21 protein-coding genes and 2 tRNA genes are annotated in these 20,232 nt (G+C 71.1%); 19 read left to right on the top strand and 4 right to left on the bottom strand.

Features of this window, described 5'->3' with window-relative positions; genetic code table 11:
- The first annotated feature begins 2 nt into the window (after positions 1–2).
- The 9 genes from H0487_RS01545 (at position 3) to H0487_RS01505 (ending at position 8,472) form a co-directional block, all read left to right on the top strand.
- Positions 3–524 carry a ribose-5-phosphate isomerase gene (locus H0487_RS01545; protein WP_183092465.1) on the top strand — a complete coding sequence of 174 codons (522 nt, stop codon included), beginning with the start codon at positions 3–5 and terminating at the stop codon, positions 522–524.
- Positions 517–1,371 carry an Fpg/Nei family DNA glycosylase gene (locus H0487_RS01540; protein WP_183092464.1) on the top strand — a complete coding sequence of 285 codons (855 nt, stop codon included), beginning with the start codon at positions 517–519 and terminating at the stop codon, positions 1,369–1,371. The genes H0487_RS01545 and H0487_RS01540 overlap by 8 nt, the downstream gene beginning before the upstream one ends.
- Entirely contained in the window at positions 1,368–2,417 is a 1,050-nt protein-coding gene (locus tag H0487_RS01535) for a PP2C family protein-serine/threonine phosphatase (protein ID WP_183092463.1), read from the top strand. The genes H0487_RS01540 and H0487_RS01535 overlap by 4 nt, the downstream gene beginning before the upstream one ends.
- 76 nt (positions 2,418–2,493) lie before the next feature.
- Positions 2,494–2,567, top strand: a tRNA-Gly gene (locus H0487_RS01530).
- A 47-nt stretch (positions 2,568–2,614) separates the two neighbouring features.
- Positions 2,615–2,687: transfer RNA gene (locus H0487_RS01525), tRNA-Pro, on the top strand.
- Between the two features lie 33 nt (positions 2,688–2,720).
- Positions 2,721–4,103: a trigger factor gene (gene tig / locus H0487_RS01520; RefSeq protein WP_183092462.1), complete on the top strand. Its 1,383-nt coding sequence runs from the start codon at positions 2,721–2,723 to the stop codon at positions 4,101–4,103.
- 76 nt (positions 4,104–4,179) lie between these two features.
- A complete protein-coding gene (locus H0487_RS01515) occupies positions 4,180–5,376 on the top strand; it encodes an alpha/beta hydrolase (RefSeq protein WP_183092461.1) in 1,197 nt (398 codons plus the stop codon).
- A 187-nt stretch (positions 5,377–5,563) separates the two neighbouring features.
- A complete protein-coding gene (locus tag H0487_RS01510) occupies positions 5,564–7,963 on the top strand; it encodes a TolB family protein (protein ID WP_183092460.1) in 2,400 nt (799 codons plus the stop codon).
- 32 nt (positions 7,964–7,995) lie between these two features.
- Entirely contained in the window at positions 7,996–8,472 is a 477-nt protein-coding gene (locus tag H0487_RS01505) for an SRPBCC family protein (RefSeq protein ID WP_183092459.1), read from the top strand.
- Here H0487_RS01505 and H0487_RS01500 read toward each other — a convergent pair.
- Positions 8,450–9,013, bottom strand: coding sequence for a TetR/AcrR family transcriptional regulator (locus tag H0487_RS01500; protein WP_183092458.1), 564 nt, complete (start codon positions 9,011–9,013; stop codon positions 8,450–8,452). The genes H0487_RS01505 and H0487_RS01500 overlap by 23 nt on opposite strands.
- A gap of 99 nt (positions 9,014–9,112) precedes the next feature.
- Between H0487_RS01500 and H0487_RS01495 the strand changes: the two genes are divergently transcribed.
- The 4 genes from H0487_RS01495 to clpX all read left to right on the top strand — a co-directional run bounded on the left by H0487_RS01495 (position 9,113) and on the right by clpX (position 13,145).
- Positions 9,113–10,411, top strand: coding sequence for a flavin monoamine oxidase family protein (locus tag H0487_RS01495; protein ID WP_183092457.1), 1,299 nt, complete (start codon positions 9,113–9,115; stop codon positions 10,409–10,411).
- Between the two features lie 136 nt (positions 10,412–10,547).
- On the top strand, positions 10,548–11,153 hold the full coding sequence (locus H0487_RS01490) for an ATP-dependent Clp protease proteolytic subunit (protein WP_376766661.1): 606 nt from the start codon (positions 10,548–10,550) through the stop codon (positions 11,151–11,153).
- 2 nt (positions 11,154–11,155) lie between these two features.
- Entirely contained in the window at positions 11,156–11,764 is a 609-nt protein-coding gene (locus H0487_RS01485) for an ATP-dependent Clp protease proteolytic subunit (RefSeq protein WP_183092456.1), read from the top strand.
- Between the two features lie 103 nt (positions 11,765–11,867).
- Complete coding sequence (gene clpX / locus H0487_RS01480) at positions 11,868–13,145, top strand: ATP-dependent Clp protease ATP-binding subunit ClpX (RefSeq protein WP_183092455.1); 1,278 nt, start codon at positions 11,868–11,870, stop codon at positions 13,143–13,145.
- Between the two features lie 66 nt (positions 13,146–13,211).
- On the opposite strand, the gene H0487_RS01475 is transcribed toward clpX, so the two are convergent.
- Entirely contained in the window at positions 13,212–14,141 is a 930-nt protein-coding gene (locus tag H0487_RS01475; protein ID WP_220792978.1) for a putative endonuclease domain-containing protein, read from the bottom strand.
- A 165-nt stretch (positions 14,142–14,306) separates the two neighbouring features.
- Between H0487_RS01475 and H0487_RS01470 the strand changes: the two genes are divergently transcribed.
- A complete protein-coding gene (locus H0487_RS01470; RefSeq protein ID WP_183092454.1) occupies positions 14,307–15,203 on the top strand; it encodes an SGNH/GDSL hydrolase family protein in 897 nt (298 codons plus the stop codon).
- 4 nt (positions 15,204–15,207) lie between these two features.
- On the opposite strand, the gene H0487_RS01465 is transcribed toward H0487_RS01470, so the two are convergent.
- A complete protein-coding gene (locus H0487_RS01465; RefSeq protein ID WP_220792977.1) occupies positions 15,208–16,188 on the bottom strand; it encodes a DUF6895 family protein in 981 nt (326 codons plus the stop codon).
- A gap of 247 nt (positions 16,189–16,435) precedes the next feature.
- Between H0487_RS01465 and H0487_RS01460 the strand changes: the two genes are divergently transcribed.
- Genes H0487_RS01460 through H0487_RS01450 form a run of 3 tightly spaced genes read left to right on the top strand, consistent with a single transcriptional unit; the run spans position 16,436 to position 17,481 of the window.
- Positions 16,436–16,717 (top strand): hypothetical protein, encoded by a 282-nt coding sequence (locus tag H0487_RS01460; protein WP_183092452.1) that lies wholly within the window; start codon positions 16,436–16,438, stop codon positions 16,715–16,717.
- A 58-nt stretch (positions 16,718–16,775) separates the two neighbouring features.
- The gene (locus H0487_RS01455) at positions 16,776–17,042 is read left to right on the top strand and encodes a type II toxin-antitoxin system Phd/YefM family antitoxin (protein WP_183092451.1); all 267 of its coding nucleotides are present in this window, start codon (positions 16,776–16,778) and stop codon (positions 17,040–17,042) included.
- Positions 17,032–17,481 carry a type II toxin-antitoxin system VapC family toxin gene (locus H0487_RS01450; RefSeq protein ID WP_183092450.1) on the top strand — a complete coding sequence of 150 codons (450 nt, stop codon included), beginning with the start codon at positions 17,032–17,034 and terminating at the stop codon, positions 17,479–17,481. The genes H0487_RS01455 and H0487_RS01450 overlap by 11 nt, the downstream gene beginning before the upstream one ends.
- 37 nt (positions 17,482–17,518) lie before the next feature.
- Here H0487_RS01450 and H0487_RS01445 read toward each other — a convergent pair whose 3' ends face one another.
- The gene (locus tag H0487_RS01445; protein ID WP_183092449.1) at positions 17,519–17,734 is read right to left on the bottom strand and encodes a hypothetical protein; all 216 of its coding nucleotides are present in this window, start codon (positions 17,732–17,734) and stop codon (positions 17,519–17,521) included.
- 117 nt (positions 17,735–17,851) lie between these two features.
- Here H0487_RS01445 and H0487_RS01440 point away from each other — a divergent pair, with 117 nt between their 5' ends.
- Complete coding sequence (locus H0487_RS01440; protein ID WP_183092448.1) at positions 17,852–19,615, top strand: N-acyl-D-amino-acid deacylase family protein; 1,764 nt, start codon at positions 17,852–17,854, stop codon at positions 19,613–19,615.
- Positions 19,612–20,226, top strand: a complete 615-nt coding sequence (locus tag H0487_RS01435; RefSeq protein WP_183092447.1) for a TetR/AcrR family transcriptional regulator — start codon at positions 19,612–19,614, stop codon at positions 20,224–20,226. The genes H0487_RS01440 and H0487_RS01435 overlap by 4 nt, the downstream gene beginning before the upstream one ends.
- The last annotated feature ends 6 nt before the right edge of the window (positions 20,227–20,232 follow it).

The following is a 20,232-nucleotide window of genomic DNA, read 5'->3' as shown; positions in this document are numbered from 1 at the left end:
TCATGCGCGTGCATCTCGGTTGTGACCACGCTGGCCTCGAGCTCAAGAGCCACCTCACCGGTTGGCTCACCGAGCACGGATACGAGCCGGTCGACCACGGGCCCTTCGTCTACGACGCGATCGACGACTACCCGGTGTTCTGCCTCCGCGCCGCCGAGGGCGTCCTCGCCGACCGCGAGGCCGGCCTCGACAGCCTCGGCGTGGTGATCGGCGGCTCCGGCAACGGCGAGCAGATCGCGGCCAACAAGGTCAAGGGCATCCGCGCGGCGCTGGCCTGGTCGGAGGACACCGCCTCCCTGGCCCGCGAGCACAACGACGCCTGGGTCGTCGCCGTCGGCGGTCGGATGCACACGCTCGAGGAGATGACGCGCCTGGTCGAGGTCTTCCTCACCACCCCGTTCCCCGGCGACGAGCGCCACGTGCGTCGGATCGGCCAGATGGCGTCGTACGAGACGACCGGCGAGCTGCCGGCGCTGCCTGCCTCTGCCCAGTCCGCCCAGTCGGCCCCTGTGGCCGATGCCTGAGGGCCACACCCTCCACCGGCTCGCTCGGGAGCTGACCGATGTCTTCGGCGGTCGCCAGGTCCGCGTGAGCAGCCCGCAGGGTCGCTTCGCCGACTCCGCCGCCCGGCTCGACGGCGCCGTGCTCGAGGGCGCCGAGGCGTGGGGCAAGCACCTGTTTGCCGACCTCGGGGCGGACCGGTTCGTCCACGTCCATCTCGGGCTCTACGGGACCTTCCTCGTCCACGACCTCGCCGGCAGCGGGCTCGCGGAGGTCCCCCCGCCGGTCGGTGAGGTCCGGATGCGTCTCGTCCGGGCCGACGGCACGGCGTACGGCGACCTGCGCGGCCCCACGACCTGCGCGCTGGTGACGACGGCCGAGCGTGACGCCGTGGTCGCCCGCACCGGCCCCGACCCGCTCCGCGCCGACGCCGACCCCGAGCGGGCGTGGGCGCGGATCGGCCGCAGCGCCTCGCCGATCGGGACCCTCCTCATGGACCAGGCCGTGCTCGCGGGCGTCGGCAACGTGTATCGGGCCGAGATCCTTTTCCGGCACCGGATCCACCCGTTGCGCCCCGGTCGGACCCTGCGAGTGGGACAGTGGCGGGCGATGTGGGAGGACCTGGTGGGACTGATGGCGGACGGCGTCCGCTCCGGCACCATCGACACCGTCCGTCCGGAGCACACCCCGGACGCGATGGGCCGACCGCCGCGCAAGGACGACCACGGAGGAGAGGTCTACGTGTACCGCCGTACGGGACAGCCCTGCCACGTGTGCGGGCGCGCGGTCCGGACCGAGGTGCTCGGTGGTCGCAACCTGTTCTGGTGCAGCCGCTGCCAGCCGTCGTTCCGGTCGCGGGCCGCCGCATGAGCCGGGGGAGGGGCCTGGCGTCGATCAACGTCGAGGTGCGCGTCATGGTCGGCCTGGTCGTGCTGGCGCTCGGGATCGTGGGCGGCATCGCCGCCTACCCGATGGAGGTGCCGTTCACGGCGCTCGCCGGTCCGTTGGTCCTCGGCGCGCTGCTCCTCGGGCCCCGGCTGCTCGTGTGGCTGCTCGGGTTCCTCATCGTGCTGCTGATCATCGCCCAGTCGCTCCAGCCCACGAGCACGCCGCGGCTCGTCGCCGCGATGGCCATCATGATCGGGCTCTGCGTGATCTCCCTCGTGATCAACGTCCGGCGTACGTCGCTCGGCATCGGGGTGCGCAGCGGCGAGTCGATGCTCGTCGACCTCCGTGACCGGATCCTCGCCCAGGCCTCGATCCCGCGGCTGCCCGACAGCTGGCTGGTCGAGTCGGCGCTCTCGTCGGCCGGCGGGTCGCCGTTCGCCGGGGACTTCGTCGTGGCGACCCTGCGTGAGGAGGGTCGGCGCCTCGAGGTGGCGGTCGTCGACGTCTCCGGCAAGGGCGAGGCGGCCGGGACCCGGGCGCTCCAGCTCTCCGGCGCGATGGGCGGCCTCATCGGGGCCCTGCCCGCTGCCGACTTCCTTCCGGCGGCCAACGACTACCTGCTCCAGCGCGACTGGGAGGAGGGGTTCGCGACCGCGGTGCACCTCTCCCTCGACCTGGAGACGGGCGACTACGAGCTGCGCAGCGCGGGCCATCCGCCGCCGGCCCACCGCTCCGCCGGCTCCGGCCGCTGGATCGTCGTCCGCACCGAGGGCACCGTCCTCGGGATCGTCCCCGGCGTCGCCTACGACCCCGTCCGCGGCCGGCTCGGGTCCGGTGACGTGCTGCTCCTCTACACCGACGGCATGGTCGAGGAGCCGCGGCGCGACATCGAGCTCGGCATCGACGAGATGCTGGGGGTCGCCGAGAACCTGTTCCGTCGATCGTTCGACGGGCTCGCGGAGCGGCTGGCGGCCAAGGTCGGCTCGCGTGACGACGATCGCGCGCTGCTGCTGGTCCACCGCAGGTAGCCCGCGTCCACGGGGGCCTCTCGGTTGGGGCCGGTGCGTCGCCGTGTGGCACCATGACACCCGCGTTTCCACGCGCGCGGATGTAGCTCAATGGTAGAGCCCCAGTCTTCCAAACTGGCTACGCGGGTTCGATTCCCGTCATCCGCTCCAAGGAGCTTCCGGCGACCCCCTCAGGGACGCCGTCGGGTGCCTCTTGGCGGGGCGTAGCGTAGTGGCTAGCGCGCCTGCTTTGGGAGCAGGAGATCGCAGGTTCGAGTCCTGTCGCCCCGACGCACCACCACATTCATTGAAGGAGAACAGCCTGTGAAGAGCGCCGTCGAGACCTTGAGCCCGACCAGGGCCAAGCTGACCGTCGAGGTGCCCTTCGAGGAGCTCAAGCCGAGCCTCGACGCGGCGTACCAGAAGATCGCGAAGCAGATCAACATCCCCGGCTTCCGCAAGGGAAAGGTTCCGCCGCAGATCATCGAGCGGCAGTTCCCGGGTGCTGCTCGTGAGGAGGCCCTGAACGAGATCCTCGGCACCTCGTACATCCAGGCCCTCCAGGAGAACGACCTGGTGCCGCTCGCGCAGCCCGAGGTCGAGGTCGTCAAGTACGACGACGACGGCCCGCTGGAGTTCACCGCCGAGGTGGACATCAAGCCGGAGATCGCCCTCCCCGAGACCGACGGCCTCGAGGCTGAGGTCGAGGACTTCGCCGTCACCGACGAGGACGTCACCGAGCAGGTCGACGCGCTCCGTGCGCGCTTCGGCACCCTCATCGACGTCGAGCGGGCCGCGCAGGACGGCGACTTCGTCGTCCTCGACCTCAAGGCGACCCGGGACGGCGAGGTCGTCGACGGCGCCGAGATCACCGGCTTCTCCTACCAGGTCGGCCGCGGCGGCATGATCGACGGCCTCGACGAGGCGCTCGTCGGCCTCACCGCCGGTGAGGACAAGACCTTCACCTCCCAGCTCGTCAACGGCGACCTGGTGGGCGAGGACGTCGAGGTCGCGGTGTCGGTCAGCCAGGTCCAGGAGCAGGAGCTCCCCGACCTCGACGACGACTTCGCCCAGATGGCCTCGGAGTTCGACACCTTCGCCGAGCTCCAGGACGACGTCCGCGAGCGGCTCACCCGCGGCAAGCGGCTCGAGCAGGCTGCTGCGGCGCGGGACGCCGTGCTCGAGGCGCTGCTGGAGAAGGTCGAGATCCCGCTCCCGGAGACCCTGGTCACCGAGGAGCTCAACGCCCGGCGCCAGAGCGTCGAGCAGCAGCTGGCCTACGCCGGCATCACCCTCGACAAGTACCTCGAGGACGAGGAGCAGACCCAGGAGGAGTTCGAGGCCGACCTCGAGCGCCGGGTCCGTGACTCGGTCGCCGCGCAGTTCATCCTCGACGAGATCGCCGACAAGGGCGAGATCGGCGTGGACCAGGGCGAGCTGACCCAGCACATGGTGCGTCGTGCCCAGCAGTCCGGCCAGGACCCGCAGGAGTTCGTCAACCACATGCTCGAGCACAACCACGTGCCCGAGATGGTGCAGGAGATCCGTCGCGGCAAGGCGCTCGCCCAGCTCGTCGAGGGCGCGGTCGTCAAGGACGGCTCCGGCAACGTGGTCGAGCTCAAGAACCTCCGCCCCGACGGCACCATCGGTGAGCCCGAGGCTGAGGCCGAGGCCGAGGCTGCCGAGGAGACTCCCGCGCACGACTGATCCGCAACGAACGCTGAGTTACCCCTCCGATAGCCCCTCAGTGCACAACTGTGCACTGAGGGGCTATCGTGCTTCCATGCACACTGCGACCGCTGCAGCGCCCGGCGCCACCCTCGCCGACGCACTCTCGCTCCTCGCCGCCGTCACCGACGAGCTGGTCGTGGGGACCGCCCGCGACACCCACGACGCCGTCTCGCGCCGGATCCACGGGCTCGCCCGGCGCGGGCTGGGCGACGCCGCCGCTCCCGTCGAGACCCTCCACCGCGGCATCGCCGGCGCCGTGTACGGCGGGATCGGCCTGGCCCTGCGGGGGAGCAGCAAGGGGCTCGACAGGCTCGCCGACGCCGGCGTCGGCGGTCCGAGCCTGGAGGACGGCGCCCGCGGGCGGTTCGTCCGCTCGGCGGTCAACGGCCTCATCGGCGACGAGCTCCTGCGCGATCGCCCCCAGCTGGCCCTGCCGATGACCGTCCGGGCCGACGGTCGCGACGTCGCGGTCACGTCGACCGACCTCTGCTCGGCGTACCCCGGGGCGACCGGCCGGATCGTGGTGTTCCTCCACGGCCTGTGCGAGAACGAGTCCTACTTCAACCTGCACCGCGACCGCACCGGTACGACGTACGGCGAGGCGCTGGCTGAGATGGGGTGGACCCCCGTCTACCTCCGGGCCAACACCGGCCTCCCGATCCGCGAGAACGGCGTCACGCTGGCCGGGCTGCTGCGCGACGTCGCGGCGTCCTGGCCGGTCGAGGTGGAGCGGATCGCCCTGGTCGGCCACTCGATGGGCGGCCTCATCATGCGCGCCGCGCTCAACGTCCTCGCGCTCGACGGCGAGGCGGACGGTCAGGGCTGGGCCGCTCGGGTGACCGACGTCGTCACCCTGGGCGCCCCCCACACCGGCGCCCCGATCGCCTGGGGCATCGGGCACGGCGCACGGTTCCTCCAGCTGCTCCCGGAGACCTCGGCGTTCGGCCGGATCCTCGACAAGCGCTCGGTCGGCGTCCGTGACCTCGTCGACGGCTACGTCGACGAGCTCCCCCCGCTCAAAGAGGCGCGCTACCGGCTGGTGGCGGCCACGGTCACCGCCTCGGCCCGGCACCCGGTCGGCAACGTGGTCGGCGACTACCTGGTCCGTCCCGCCTCGGCGGTAGGCCGCGACAAGCGCGGCACCGAGCTCTTCCCCGACGCCGAGACCCTCCACGTCGGCCGGACCGACCACTTCGGGATCCTCAACCACCCCGAGGTGCTCGCGGCCCTGCGGCGCTGGCTCGCCTGACCTCGCTCCGCGTCAGGAAAACCTGACGGAAATTCCCGATTCTCCGGTCAGGAGGGCCTCGGTTTGCCTACCGTGTGCGGACTCTCGGGATCAGGTGGGCCGGGCGGTGAGACACCTCGCCCGGCCGTGACTGCCGCGGGGGCGCTGACGTGCGCCCGCGTCCCGAGAGACATGGGGTTGGTGCGCCGTGCGCAAGCTGCTTCCGTTCATCCTGCTGTGCGGAGCACTGGCGGGCGTCGCGCCGGCCACCCCGGTCCGTGCTGCTGCGGCCGCGCCCGCCAGCGACGGACTGCTCCTCGTGGGGGGCTCCTTCACGGTCGACGGCATCGCCCGCCAGAGCCTGGCAACGACGGCCGTCGATGGCCGCTTCCCCGCCCTCGTCGGCGAGAGCTCGCCGCTCCCGGCGGGTCCCGAGGCGACCTTCGCTCCCGACGGCACGACCTTCGCGACCCTCGGCTCGACGGCGGCCGGCCGGACCGAGGTCGTCGTACGCCGCACGCTCACCAACGAGGTCGTCCGCCGGGTGACGCTGCTGGCCCGTTTCACCGACGCCGCCTCGCCGCGGTTCTCTCCCGACGGGACCCGCGTGGCGCTCGCCGTGACCGAGCAGCCCAACCCCGACAAGGGCCAGTCGGAGCTCTGCGGGGCCCTCATCTCGATGCGGCTCGCGACCTCCGCCACCACGGTGCTGCGCGGCGGGCAGGCCGCCTGCCACACCTTCGAGGCCCCGATCTTCGACTGGTCCTCCGCCACGGTGACCGCGCCGGACGGGCGGTTCGTCTGGCCTGAGGACGCCGAGGGCACGGGGCAGCGGTTCCTCCGGGTGTGGCGGCCGGGGGCCGCGGTGGAGACCCTGGACGTGACCGTCGGCTCAGGGCTGGCCGCGGGGCACCCGCGCTGGTCGCCGGACGCGTCCAAGATCGCGATGGTCATGGGTGGCGGGGGCCAGGCCGGTCACCTCTACGTCGTCGATGCGGGCACCGGCGCGATGAAGCGCCTGGTCGGCCCCAAGCCGGAGGACTACACCAACGAGGCTGCGATGGCGCGGACGCCGGAGTTCTCCCCGGACGGCAGCCGGATCGCCTACGTCTACGGCTCCTTCCTCAACGCGAACGCGTGGAGCGTCCGCACCGTCCCGGTGGGCGGAGGGACCGTGCAGACCCTCTTCACCTCCCGGCCGGACGCGACCATCAGCAGCCTGCGCGGATGGCAGCCCGTGGCGGCGCCGGTCACGGGGCCGCCGCCGAGCCTGGCCGGCCTGTCGCTCCAGCCCGACGACCGTCGGATCCGGCTGTCGTGGACGGCACCGACCGTCGCTGACTACTACCGACTGGTCGTGTTCCGCTCCACGACCGGCTTCACCTCGACCGCCCGGGCCACCAGTACGCAGCAGGTCGTCTACAGCGGACGTGGGTCCGGCCACCTCGACTTCGGGACCTACCCGCTGGGCTACGGGCCGGACGGGTGGTACTACGGCTATGTCTACGGGGGCGAGCGCAAGCCGCTCAAGAACGGGACGACGTACTACTACTCGGCCTTCGTCGTCGACACGGCGGGCGAGGTCTCGGCTGCGGCTCACGCGAGCGCGACGCCCGGCGTCCTCGGGGCGGAGTCGCCCCCGGGAGCGGCCGGGCAGATCCGCTACATCAGGAACACCGGATCAGAGCCCGAGACCGCCGAGATCTGGTCGATGAACGCCGACGGGACCCGTGCCCGCCGGCTCCGTCAGGGCAGTCACCAGGTGCTGTCGCCGGACGGCACCCAGATGCTCTACGTCAACCCGGCCGGCCTCTACCGGGCCGCCGCCGACGGGAGCAACCCCGTCCGGCTCGCCGTCCACGGGTACGGCGGCAACGCCGCGCGGATCTACTGGCCGACCTGGTCCCCGGACTCCTCGACCGTGGCGTTCGTGCGGTCCTTCCAGGCAGCGACCTGTGGCGGCTTCTTCTGCTTCGAGGAGAGTGTGTTCACCGTCCCCGCTGCTGGCGGGGCCCAGGACCTGGTGGTCGGGACGGGCGAGCTGCCTGCCCAGGACTACGGGCGGCGCACGTTCGCCTATCTGACCTGGGGCCCGGCCCTCGACGGGTATCCGCAGGGGCGGCTGGCGTTCACCGAGACCTACCACTGCCCGTCGTCCGACCTCCCACGCGCGAACAACTGCTCCGGGACGCTCCACCTCATCAACCCCGACGGCAGCGAGCAGGCCTATGTCGGGATCTACGGGGTCACGGGTCAGGCGTTCGAGGTCTTCTTCGACGCGCCCTCGTGGTCCCCGGACGGCAAGTACCTGGCCTTCCAGCACACCGACCAGCAGGGCGATCAGTCCGACACGGGCATCCGGGTGGTCAAGGTCGACGGCACCGAGCAGCGGGTGCTCGTCGACAGTGCCGCGGTCGACGAGAGCGCGCCGTCCTGGAGTGCCGACGGCCAGCGGATCGTCTACGTGCGCTACGACCGGGCCACGCTGCTGGGCGACATCTGGGACATCGCGGTCGACCGGACCGGGGCGCGCAACCTGACCCGGACGCCGGCGGTCAACGAGGGCAGCCCGCAGGCCACGTCCGTCCCGAACCTGATGGGGGGCTGACCGCAGGTTCCCGGACGTGCCACCATCGGTCCGTGACTGAACCACGTGCGGACCGCGAGCTGCGGGCGGAAGCGATCGTCCAGGCGTCTCCCGAGCGGGTCTGGGAGCTCCTCACCGACTTCGCCAACATGACGAGGTGGAGCCCGGAGACCATGAAGATGGTCCCGCTCAAGGGCGGCGGCCTGCGGGTGGGTCAGTGGTACCTCGGCATCAACAAGCGCAAGGGCGTCGTGTGGCCGACCCGGTCGGTCGTCGCCGCCGTCGAGCCGCGGCACAAGCTCGTGTGGGACACCAAGTCCAGCGGCGCGCAGTGGATCTGGGAGCTCGAGCCGGTCGACGCCGGTGCGAGCACCCGGGTCATCCACCGGCGTCCGGTGCCCAAGGGCAACACCCTGACGAGCAAGGCCTTCGCGCCCGTGTTCCTCGGCGGCAACATCGGTCACGCGGACGAGCTCGAGCAGGGCATGGCGCGCACCGTCGCCGGCCTCAAGGCTGCCGCCGAGTCCTGAGCCTCGCCTCCAGGCCGGTGATCATCGCGGCCAGCCCGAAGTCGAACGTCGCGTCGGCCTGGGCGGCCGCGTCGGGTCCCTCGAACGAGCGGTCCAGCACCGAGGCGAGGGCCAGGTACTCCAGCGACCGCACCAACGGGAGCACCTCCTCCTCGGCCCACCCCGCCTCCCGCAGCACGACGAAGCAGCGCTCGTAGGCCTCGACCACCCCGGAAGAGTCCTGCGGGATCGTCGCGATCAGCGGGACGAAGTCCGGGTGTCCCGCGAGCGTACGGCGGTAGGCGCGGGTCAGCCGGTCGCAGGCGACGGTCCAGGGCCGCTCGTCGATGCCGGTGAGGTCGATCTCGGCGACCAGCAGGTCGAGCATCCCCGCGATGATGTCGGCCCGGCCGCTCACGTGGTTGTAGAGCGAGGGGCCCTTGACGCCCAGCTCGGCCGCGATCCGGTTGGTCGACAACGCGTCCGCGCCGTGGGTGTCGACCAGGCGCAGCGCGGTCGTGAAGATCGCCTCGCGGGTGAGCGGGGTGCTCGGTCGGGCCACGCCCTGCCTCCTGCTGTCGGGTTGCCGGGATCTTGCCGTTCCAGACTAGAGCCTCTAGTCTAACGAAACTAGAACCTCTAGTTTCAGGATGGTGAGACCGTGTCGGACGTCGACGTGCAGGTCGTCGTGGTGGGCGCCGGGTTGTCCGGCCTGGTCGCCGCGCGCCGGCTCCAGCAGGAGGGCGTCGACGTCGTCGTCCTCGAGAGTGCTGACCGGGTCGGTGGGCGCTCGATGAGCGTGACCACTGCGCTGGGCTCGCGGCTCGACCTCGGCGGGCAATGGATCGGTCACGACCACCACCGGGTCAAGTTGCTGGCGGCCGAGCTCGGGCTCACCGAGTTCCGGATGCGGACGCCGGCCGCGCCCGCGTTGCGCCACGGGCCGCGACGTCTGCCTTACCTCGCCCCCTCCTCGCTCCTGGCCGTGCTCGTGCTGGCGGTGGCTGCCCTGCTCGGGTGGCGCGGCGCGCCGCGCCGCTGGACCAGCCTCTCGGTGGACCGTGCGCTCCGGCGGGTGCCGTGCCGTCGTACCCGTCGGTTGCTGGAGGTCATCGCGCTCATCTCCTGGACCGCCGACCTCGACCGGGTCTCGGTCTTCACCGCCGCCCAGATGATCCGCGCGCAGGGCGGGGTCCGGACGATGCTGTCGACCAAGGGCGGTGCCCAGGAAGGGCTCCTCGTCGAGGGGGCGGGGTCGCTGGCCGAGCGGATCGCCGCCGATCTCGGGCACCGCGTCCACCTGGGCGAACCGGTCCTCGCGCTCGACCGCGACGAGACCGGCGTGACGGTGCGAACCCCCGCGCGGACGCTGCGGGCGGTCAAGGTGGTCGTGTCCGTCCCGCCGCCGATCGCGCACCGCATCGAGCACCAGCCTCCGCTGCCCGAGGACCGGGTCCGGGCTGAGAAGCAGACGTTCATGGGGTCGGTCTACAAGGCGATCGCCGTGTATCCGGACCCGTGGTGGCGCGCCCGCGGCGACGCCGAGCTGATCGACCTGGGCGACCCCGGATGCGCGGTCTTCGACTCCAGCCCGCCCGACGGCCCCGGCCACCTGTGCTTCCTCGTCGGCGGCGCAGAGGCGCGGTCCCTCGACGCGCTGACCGAGGCCGAGCGGCGCGCGCTGCTCCTCGGCGCTGCTGCGGCACACCTCGGGGCGGACGCCCTGGAGCCGGCGGGCTGGCACGAGAAGGCGTGGCACGTCGACGAGCACGTCGGTGGCGGCTACCTCGCGCTGCCGGACCTCGGCGCCGGCCGTGAGGTGTGGCCGCCGCCGTCGGCCGCCCTCGGTCACCTGCACTGGGCGGGGACCGAGTCGGCGGTCGACCACCCCGGATATCTCGACGGCGCGATCGAGGCGGGGGAGCGGGCGGCGGGGGAGGTCCTCGGCGACCTGCGCTGAGCGCCTCGCGGGCGTCGTACGGGCTAAATCCGCTGTCGGCGAACAGGGCCCGAGATCCCGTGGATCCGGGCCCTCCTGCGGCTAATCTCGCCACGTGACCCAGATTCCCAGCGGCCCCGCGATGAACGGCCCCACGATGAACGGCGCGGCCGGGCTCAGCTTCCTCGACGACAACATCTACAGCCGGCTGCTCAAGGAGCGGATCGTCTTCCTCGGCTCCGAGGTGCGCGACCAGAACGCCAACGCGATCTGCGCCCAGCTGCTGCTCCTGTCGGCGGAGGACCCGGAGGCGGACATCTTCCTCCACATCAACAGCCCGGGTGGCTCCGTCGACGCGGGCATGGCGATCTACGACACCATGAACTACATCCCCAACGACGTCGCGACCGTCGGCATGGGCCTGGCGGCGTCGATGGGCCAGTTCCTCCTCTGCGCCGGCACCAAGGGCAAGCGCTACGCCCTCCCGCACGCGCGGATCATGATGCACCAGCCCTCGTCCGGCATGGGTGGCTCCGCCTCCGACATCAAGATCCAGGCGCAGCAGTCGCTGCACATCAAGAAGGTGCTGCTGGAGCTCATCTCCGAGCACACCGGCCAGACCGTCGACCAGGTCACCAACGACGCCGACCGCGACCGCTGGTTCACCGCGAGCGAGGCCAAGGACTACGGCCTCGTCGACCACGTCATCACCAGCGCCCGCGAGGCCGCCGACCAGGGCCGTCCGGCCCGCGTGAAGGACTGAGCATGAACTACTACATCCCGCAGTGGGAAGAGCGCACGTCCTACGGCTTCCGCCGGATCGACCCCTACGCCAAGCTCTTCGAGGACCGCATCATCTACCTCGGCACGCCGATCTCCGACGACGTCGCCAACGCGGTCATCGCCCAGCTCCTGTGCCTGCAGTCGATGAACCCCGACCAGGACATCAGCATCTACATCAACAGCCCCGGTGGCTCGTTCACGGCGCTGACGGCGATCTACGACACGATCCAGTTCATCAAGCCCGACGTGCAGACCGTCTGCATCGGTCAGGCCGCCTCCGCGGCCGCGGTCCTGCTCGCCGCCGGCACCAACGGGAAGCGCCTGGCGCTGCCCAACAGCCGGATCCTCATCCACCAGCCCTACACCGAGGGCACGTTCGGCCAGACCTCCGACATCGAGATCCAGGCCAACGAGATCATCCGGATGCGTGAGCTGCTCGAGAAGATGATCAGCGACCACTCCGGCCGGTCGATCGAGGAGGTCAGCCGCGACATCGAGCGCGACAAGATCCTCACCTCCGCGCAGGCGGTCGAATACGGTCTGATCGACTCGGTCCTGGCCTCGCTCAAGGGCACACCCGCGCTCACGTAGCCCACAATGACCAGTCCGACACGACCCTCGTGTCCCCTCCCCTCGGAGGGGCGCCAGGGAGTACGGTCGGGGGGAGTTCGAATGACTGTGAGGAGTACCGCCCGTGGCACGCATCGGTGACGGAGGTGACCTGCTCAAGTGTTCTTTCTGCGGAAAGAGCCAGAAGCAGGTGAAGAAGCTGATCGCCGGACCGGGCGTCTACATCTGCGACGAGTGCATCGACCTCTGCAACGAGATCATCGAGGAAGAGCTCAACGAGGGCACCGAGGTCGGTCTCGACGAGCTGCCGAAGCCGAAGGAGATCTTCGACTTCCTCAACTCCTACGTCATCGGGCAGGAGCAGGCGAAGAAGTCCCTCGCCGTCGCGGTCTACAACCACTACAAGCGCGTCCAGGCGGGAGTGCAGCCGGTCTCCGGCAAGCACAGCAAGGACGAGGTCGTCGAGGTGGCGAAGTCCAACATCCTCGTCATCGGCCCGACCGGCTGCGGCAAGACCTACCTGGCCCAGACGCTGGCGCGGATGCTCAACGTCCCGTTCGCGATCGCGGACGCCACGGCGCTGACCGAGGCCGGCTACGTCGGTGAGGACGTCGAGAACATCCTGCTCAAGCTGATCCAGGCGGCTGACTACGACGTCAAGAAGGCCGAGACCGGGATCATCTACATCGACGAGATCGACAAGGTGGCCCGCAAGGCCGAGAACCCGTCGATCACCCGCGACGTCTCCGGTGAGGGCGTCCAGCAGGCGCTGCTGAAGATCATCGAGGGCACGACCGCCTCGGTGCCGCCGCAGGGCGGCCGCAAGCACCCGCACCAGGAGTTCATCCAGATCGACACCACGAACATCCTGTTCGTCGTCGGTGGTGCCTTCGCCGGGCTCGAGCACATCATCGAGCAGCGCGTCGGCAAGAAGACCCTGGGCTTCACCGCGGAGGTGCGCGGCAAGGAGGAGAAGGACGCCGAGGACCTGCTCCAGCTGGTGCGTCCCGAGGACCTGACGAAGTTCGGCCTGATCCCCGAGTTCATCGGCCGCCTGCCGCTCATCGCCAGCGTCTCCAAGCTCGACCAGGCCGCGCTCGTCCAGATCCTCACCGAGCCGCGCAACGCCCTGGTCAAGCAGTACCGCAAGCTCTTCGAGCTCGACGGCGTCGAGCTCGAGTTCACCGACGACGCCATCCAGGGCATCGCCGACAAGGCCCTGGAGCGCGGCACCGGCGCCCGCGGCCTCCGCGCCATCATCGAGGAGGTCCTCCTCTACGTGATGTACGACGTCCCCTCACGTGGCGACGTCGAGAAGGTCATCGTCACCCGCGAGACCGTCGACGACGACGAACCGCCGACGCTGGTCCTGCGCGAGAGCAAGAAGAAGAAGTCCGCCTGATCCTGCTCCTCCGCTTGTGCGGTGCTGGACCGGCAGATCCTGCGGGCTGAGCACCGCACAACTGCGTCAGCGGCAGCGCGGGCAGGTCGTCGGTTGGCCGGTCCACCCGTTTCGCTGTAGGACAGCAGCGACTCGCCGCGCCGTGGCGCAGGGCTCTCCGAACACCAGCCCGTAGGTGACGCGACCGGTGACCGCGCCAGCCACCGCGAGCTCGGCGAGGTCGCGCCGCGCATCGGCATCCCGTGCCTCGGCGGTCTCCGTGTGCGATCGTCCGTCGAGCTCGACGATCGTGCCGAAGGATTCGTAGCGGACGTCCTGGTGGGTACGGCGTCCGGTGGCAGTGCTCGGCCGCTGTCGGGTCCCGCGAGGCAGGCCGTGCGCCCGTTCGACGCGGTGGAGGTAGCCCCGCTCGAGGACCGAGCAGGCACTCGATCGGAGGTCGTCGACCAGCGCCTCGATGAGCCGACGGTGGGGAACTCGTGAGCGCTGCTCCAGCGCCCGGGCGACCCGTTCGACACTCGTACGGCGGAAGCAGGCGCGGGTCAGGACGGCGAAGGCCGCAGCGACGTCGTCGTCGGCGAGCCGAGCGATCACCGTGTCGATCACGGCCTCTGCCGTGCGCACCTGCGGTGGGCGGGCGTGCCATTCCACCCGGCCGGTGAAGTCCGTCGTGCGATGGATCTGCGTGCCCGGTAGCGGGTCAATGTTCCGCTGGCGATCCACGGCCAGGTGCACCACGGTCGACGGCTCCCCGAGAGCCGACTCCCGCGCGAGTGCCGCCGGCCAACGCGCGAGCACCGCCGCCCACGCCCGCTGACGCAGCGTCAGCGGGCCGTTGTGGTCGACGTACACGCCCGGGTGGAGCGGGACGAGCTCCCGACGCCGCAGCATCCGATCGATGTCGTCGTCCCCGCCGCCCGCCTCGAGCACCTGGCTCCGTCGTACGACCCCTGCCTGGCCTCTCTGGATCCGCGCCAGCGCACGCACGTCGAGCATGACCCTACGGTCACGCGCCACCGCGCCACCGCGCCACCCCGCTGGCGGCCTGTCCACAGGCTTGTGCGGTGCTGCACCGGCAGATCCTGCGGGCTGAGCACCGCAGAGGCACCCGTCCGGCGCGGTCGGCCACGCGAGGGTGGGGTCGGGCCGTAGGGTTTCCGCGTGAGGGGATCGTTCACTGCGCTGGCCGCGTGCCTGGTGCTGGGGCTGGCAGCCACGGGCTGCGAGGACGACGCGTCCGAGAAGGACGGTGACGCGGCCCGGGTGATCGGGGAGGGCGACCAGTACGTCGCCTTCGGTGACTCCTACACCGCGGCGCCCGGGACCGGGCCGTTCTCGCGCGACGACAACTGCGCGCAGACGACCGTGAACTATCCGCACCAGATCGCCGAGGAGCTCGGCCTCGAGCTCCAGGACCACAGCTGCAACGGGGCGACCACGGAGGACGTGGTCGGCGCCCAGACGACGCCCCGCGGCCTGGAGATCCAGGGCCCTCAGATCGACGGTGTCGACGAGGACACGGACCTGGTCACGTTCCGGCTCGGGGCCAACGACTTCGGGCTCATCGCGCGGATCTTCGGCTGCGCGGCGGCCTACGCGAAGGGCAACCTCGGCGACTCGCCCGATCCCTGCACGACCCTCGACGCGAGCTCGCCCCAGGGGCCGGCTGCTGAGCGGTTCGACGACCTGGCGCGCAACGTCGAGGGGGCGCTCCAGGCGATCAGAGACCGCGCCCCCAACGCAGAGGTCATCGTGATCGGCTACCCGCAGATCGTGCCGCCGTCGGGCTCCTGCGATCAGCTTCCGCTCGCGCCCGGCGACGAGGCGTGGGCGCGGGGGATCGTCGAGGGATTCAACGACGCGCTCCAGGCGGGCGCCGACGCGATCGGCGCGACGTACGTCGACATGTTCGAGCCGAGCGCAGGCCACGACACGTGCGCGGAGGATCCGTGGATGGCGGGCCTGACCGTCGTGGGCGGCGGCGCCGTGGTCTTCCACCCGTACGCCGCCGAGGGCGAGGCCGTCGCGGCCCGGGTGCTCGAGGAGCTCGGCTCCTAGGTCGTCAGGCGCCCGCGGCCTCGACGAGCGCGGCGGTCGCCATCAGCGTCCACTCGCGGTGCTGGTCGCGACGCTCGCGGGGGTCCTCGGTGATCGGTGCCCCCATCGCGCCCGAGCGGTGCTGCTGGGTGGCGAGGAAGGTGACGGCGTCGCGGACGAGCCGGCGCGGCAGGTGGGGGAGCCGGACCATCCCGCGGACGGCCACGGCGAACCACGCCAGGTCGTAGGTCTCGGCGGCGGTCAGTGCGCCCGCGACCAGCTCGTTGCCGGCGACCTCCTGGTCCGCGCCGGACAGGGTCGGCTGTGACCCGCGGCTGACGAGGTCGGCGGCGAGGAGCCGGCCGCGGTCGCGGTCGGAGAGGTCGGTCGCGAGCGGGCGCAGGCCGACCGGAGGGGCGGCGGGCGCCGGTGCGTCGGCGAGGACCGCCTCGAGCGTCTCGTCGTGGACTCCCAGCCGGGCGGCCAGCGTGGCGACGGTGACGGCGATGTCGCGGGTCGCGTGGCCGACGAGCGCGCCGTACCCGGGTGAGATCGCAGCGTCGGCCAGCAGCACCCGCGCGGAGGCGGGGCAGCCGGCGGCGATCCGCGCCCGGGCGCTCCACGCCAGGGTCCGCAGGTCGCCGGCGCCGTGCTCGGAGAGCCAGTGCGACGCGGCGGCGAGGACGTCGGCCGGCACCCGTACGGGAGCGGGTGTCGACGGGGTGGCCGGAGCTTCGAGGCAGGCGAGGCAGGTGCCCAGCTCCTCGGCCAGGTCCGTGTCCTGACGCGCCCTGGCCAGGGCCAGGCAGCCGAGCAGCAGGTCGACGACCTGCTCGGTCGTGACCCCCACGGGCCAGTCACCCGGACGCCGCCCGAGGTCGGTGAGGGTGACGACGGCGCGGATGATGCCGCGGGTGTCGCTGACGCTCAGCTCCCAGGTGTTGGGGGAGCCGAGGAGCAAGGTCAACGGCAGTGCCTGGTCGACGCACTCGGTCACGTCGCTCACCTCCTTGCCACCGGGAGCAGTGGCTTCTGCTAGGAGGAGGCGCGAGCGACGGGCCGTGATACCGGAAGTTTCGTCCGGGCCGCCCACGCAGACGACGAAACGCTCGGGGGCACCCTGTCTGCGTAAGGGGGAGATGTCTCCGAGCGCTTCGTCGGTACCAGGTGTATCGCAGCGGCGGGCGCGTGACAACGATGCTTGAAACGGCAACGACGCTCACCTTCGTGCCCCCCGGTCCGATGGGAGACCTATGGAGATCCCGCCGGCGCCGCCGCCCGTGCGGGACGTCTATGGCCGGATGCGGCGGCTGTCCGAGGCGATCGACGATCCCGACAGCTCGGCGGGGCAGCGCTGGGGGTGGACGAAGGAGTACGTCGAGCTGTCGGGCGAGCTCGCGGGACAGGTCGGGGCGCGGGACGCGGCAGGGGCGGAGCTCCTCGACCGGGTGACGCGACGGCAGGACCCGCCCGACGGTCACACGCCGCGGGTCGGGCCGCGCCCCGACGACGGCCGCACCGACCTCTACCTCTGACGGGAGGCAGGCCGGTGGGAGGTAGCACCTCGTAGCACCTGGTGCTACCGTGCTGGACATGAGTGCGGTCTCCGAGATCAGTCAGCGCGACCTGAGGCTGCGGTCGAAGGAGATCATGGACGCCGTCGAAGACGGGATCTCCTTCACCGTGACGCGGGCGGGACGCCAGATCGGAGAGCTGATTCCGCTGCGAGGTCGCCAGCGGTTCGTGACGCGCATCGACTTCGTCATCGGGTCCCGGGCAGCGCCCGCGATCGACCTCGAGCAGTTCCGAGCCGAGCAGCACGAGGCCTACGACGAGGACGTCGATCCCTTTGGCCGGTGACGTCGCGGCCGGGGAGACGCCGCGCCAGGGGCTGCTCGACACCAACATCCTGATCCTCCGCCGCGGTATCGCGGAGCAGTCGCTGCCGGAGGAGATGGCGATCAGCGCTGTGTCCTTGGCCGAGCTGTCGGCCGGTGTGCACCTGGTCGACGGCGATGACGTCGCAGCGAGGGCTGAGCGTGCACGACGGATCGAGGTGCTGCAACGGATCGAGCACGAGTTCGAGCCGATCCCGTTCGATGCCGATGCCGCGCGACTCTTCGGTCGGATCAACGCTGCCGTGCTCGCCGCAGGACGCACTCCACGACGTCGGGTCGCGGACCTGATGATCGCTGCGGTCGCCGCTGCCAACGACCTGCCCCTCTTCACCACCAACCCGGACGACTTCGTGGGTCTGGGCGAGATCGTCGAGGTCGTCGACGTTCCGCGTCCGCGCTGAGGACCAGCGATCGTCCTGGCGCAGTGGACGCGCCGGGTCACATGGTGACGCTGGCCATCGCGATCGCGAGGACGACGAGCGCCAGCGTGACGAGTGACACCGCGATGATGTAGGTGCGGTGCACGCGGATCCCGTTGCCCTGGCGATGACCCTGGGTGATCTCGTCGGGGCCGGCGCCCGCGTGGGAGGCGAGCTCCTCGTCGGTGAGCAGGTGCTTGCGTCGAGCGGGGGTGTGTACGTCGTTCGTGTTCATGGTGAGTCCTCACCGGGTGGGTGTCGGGTGGTGCTGCCACCAGTGGTTCGTCACCGACCCGTCCTCGGCTCGGACCGACCATTGACAAGATAAAGACCGATCGGTTTCTATGTAGCCATGACCTTCGACGTCGTCATCAACAACGGGCTCCTCTTCGACGGCACCGGCTCTGCGCCGCAGGTCGCCAACGTCGGCATCCTCGACGGCCGGGTCGCGGCGATCAGCACGGCGCCGCTCGACGAGGCCGGCTGCCCGCGGGTCGTCGACGCCGCCGGCCAGTGGGTCATGCCGGGCATGGTCGACATCCACACCCACTACGACGTCGAGGTGCTCAACGATCCGGGGCTCGTGGAGTCGGTGCGGCACGGCGTGACGACGATCCTCGTGGGCTCGTGCTCGCTGTCGACCGTCCACGTCGACCCGACCGATGCCGGTGACCTCTTCGGACGCGTCGAGGCGATCCCGCGGGCCCACGTCATCGACGCGGTCGACCGGGCGAAGACCTGGTCGAGCGCGGGGGAGTACGTCGCCGCGCTCGAGGACCTGCCGCTCGGCCCCAACGTCGCCGCCTTCATCGGCCACTCCGACCTGCGCGCCGCCGCGATGGGCCTGGACCGCGCGACCCAGGACGGTGTCCGCGCGTCCGCCGCCGAGCGCGACACGATGGAGAAGTGGCTGACCGAGGCCCTCGACGCGGGCTTCGTCGGCATGTCGGCGCAGCAGCTGATGTTCGACAAGCTCGACGGTGAGACCTGCCGCTCGCGCACCCTGCCGTCGACGTACGCCGGTGCTCGCGAGCGCCGCCGCCTCAACGCGATCCTGCGCAAGCGCCGCCGGGTGCTCCAGGGCGGTCCGGACATCCAGTCCCCGCGCAGCGTCCTCGCGATGATGCTGAGCACCCTCGGCATCGTCCGCAAGCCGCTCAAGACGAGCCTGTTGTCGGCCGCCGACATCAAGGCCAGCCGCGCGGTGATGGCGGTCATGCCGCCGAGCGCCCGCGTCCTCAACGCGTTGGGTGGCGACTTCCGCTGGCAGCACCTGCCGGTGCCGTTCGAGGTGTACGCCGACGGGATCGACCTGGTCATCTTCGAGGAGTTCGGCTCGGGTGCGGCGGCGCTGCACCTCGCCGAGGAGGTCGAGCGCAACGCGCTGCTCCAGGACGAGGAGTACCGGCGCTGGTTCCGCAAGGACTACGACTCGAAGTTCGGCCTGCGGGTGTGGCACCGCGACTTCTTCGACGCCGAGATCGTCGACTGCCCGGACACGGACACGATCGGCAAGACCTTCGGCCAGGTCGGCAAGGAGCGGGGCGGCGTGCACCCGGTCGACGCGTTCCTCGACCTCGTCGTCGAGCACGGCACGAAGGTCCGCTGGCGCACGACGATCTCCAACGACCGGCCGGCGATGCTCGACAAGCTCGCGACCTCGCCGGCGATCCAGCTCGGCTTCTCCGACGCCGGCGCGCACCTGCGCAACATGGCGTTCTACAACTTCGGCCTGCGGCTGCTGCGCCGGGTCCGGGACGCGGAGGTCGCCGGGCGGCCGTTCATGACGATCGAGCACGCCGTGCACCGGCTGACCGGCGAGCTGGCTGACTGGTACGGCCTCGACGCCGGCCACCTCCGGCTCGGCGACCGCGCCGACCTCGTGGTCGTCGACCCGAACGCCCTCGACGACCGGCTCGACGAGTACCACGAGAGCACCGTCGCGTCGTATGGCAACCTGTCCCGCATGGTCAACCGCAACGACGACGCCGTCGTCGCCGTGCTCGTCAACGGCGAGTACGTGTTCGGCGGGGGCACCGCGGCTGAGGTCCTCGGCGTGCGTCGTACCGGTCAGTTCCTCCGGGCGTCGACGAGCGAGCCCCAGCTCGTGGGATGAGCGCGACTCCGGTACGGCGGACGCAGGAGCAGCGTCGTACCGAGACGATCGGCAAGCTGGTCGAGGCGACGATCGAGTCGATCGAGCAGGTCGGCTACCACCGCACGTCGCTGGGTGAGATCTGCGCGCGGTCGGGGGTGTCGAAGGGCGGGCTCTTCCGCCACTTCGGGTCCCGCCTGGACCTGATCATCGCCGCGGCCGAGGAGGTGGCGGCACGCCACTCGGCGGCGTTCGACGACCTGCGCGCCGACGGGGTGCCGCTCGGGATCGACGACATCCTCGCGTTCGCGCGGGCGCGGATCCGGCACGAGACCAACGTGGTCTGGTTCGAGGTCCTGGTCGCCGCGCGCACCGAGCCCGACCTGCGCGAACGACTCGCCCCGATCACGCAGTCGCTCTACGAGATGATCGAGGCGCGAGCGGTCGCCAACTTCGAGGGGCTCGGCCTCCCCGAGGACCTCGTCCGCCTCGCCGTGACGTCGGCGATCCACATGTTCGACGGCGAGACGATCGTCAGCTACAGCTATCCGCGGCCCGAGGTCGAGGCGGCGCGGATGAAGAGTGCCGTCGAGCTCTTCACGGCGCTCGGCAAGGACCTGGCCGCGGAGTAGCGCGCC

Source organism: Nocardioides stalactiti (genome assembly GCF_014180715.1).
Lineage (GTDB): Bacteria > Actinomycetota > Actinomycetes > Propionibacteriales > Nocardioidaceae > Nocardioides > Nocardioides stalactiti.
Note: the sequence above shows the minus strand (reverse complement) of the source record. Positions and strands in the feature narration are given on the sequence as shown.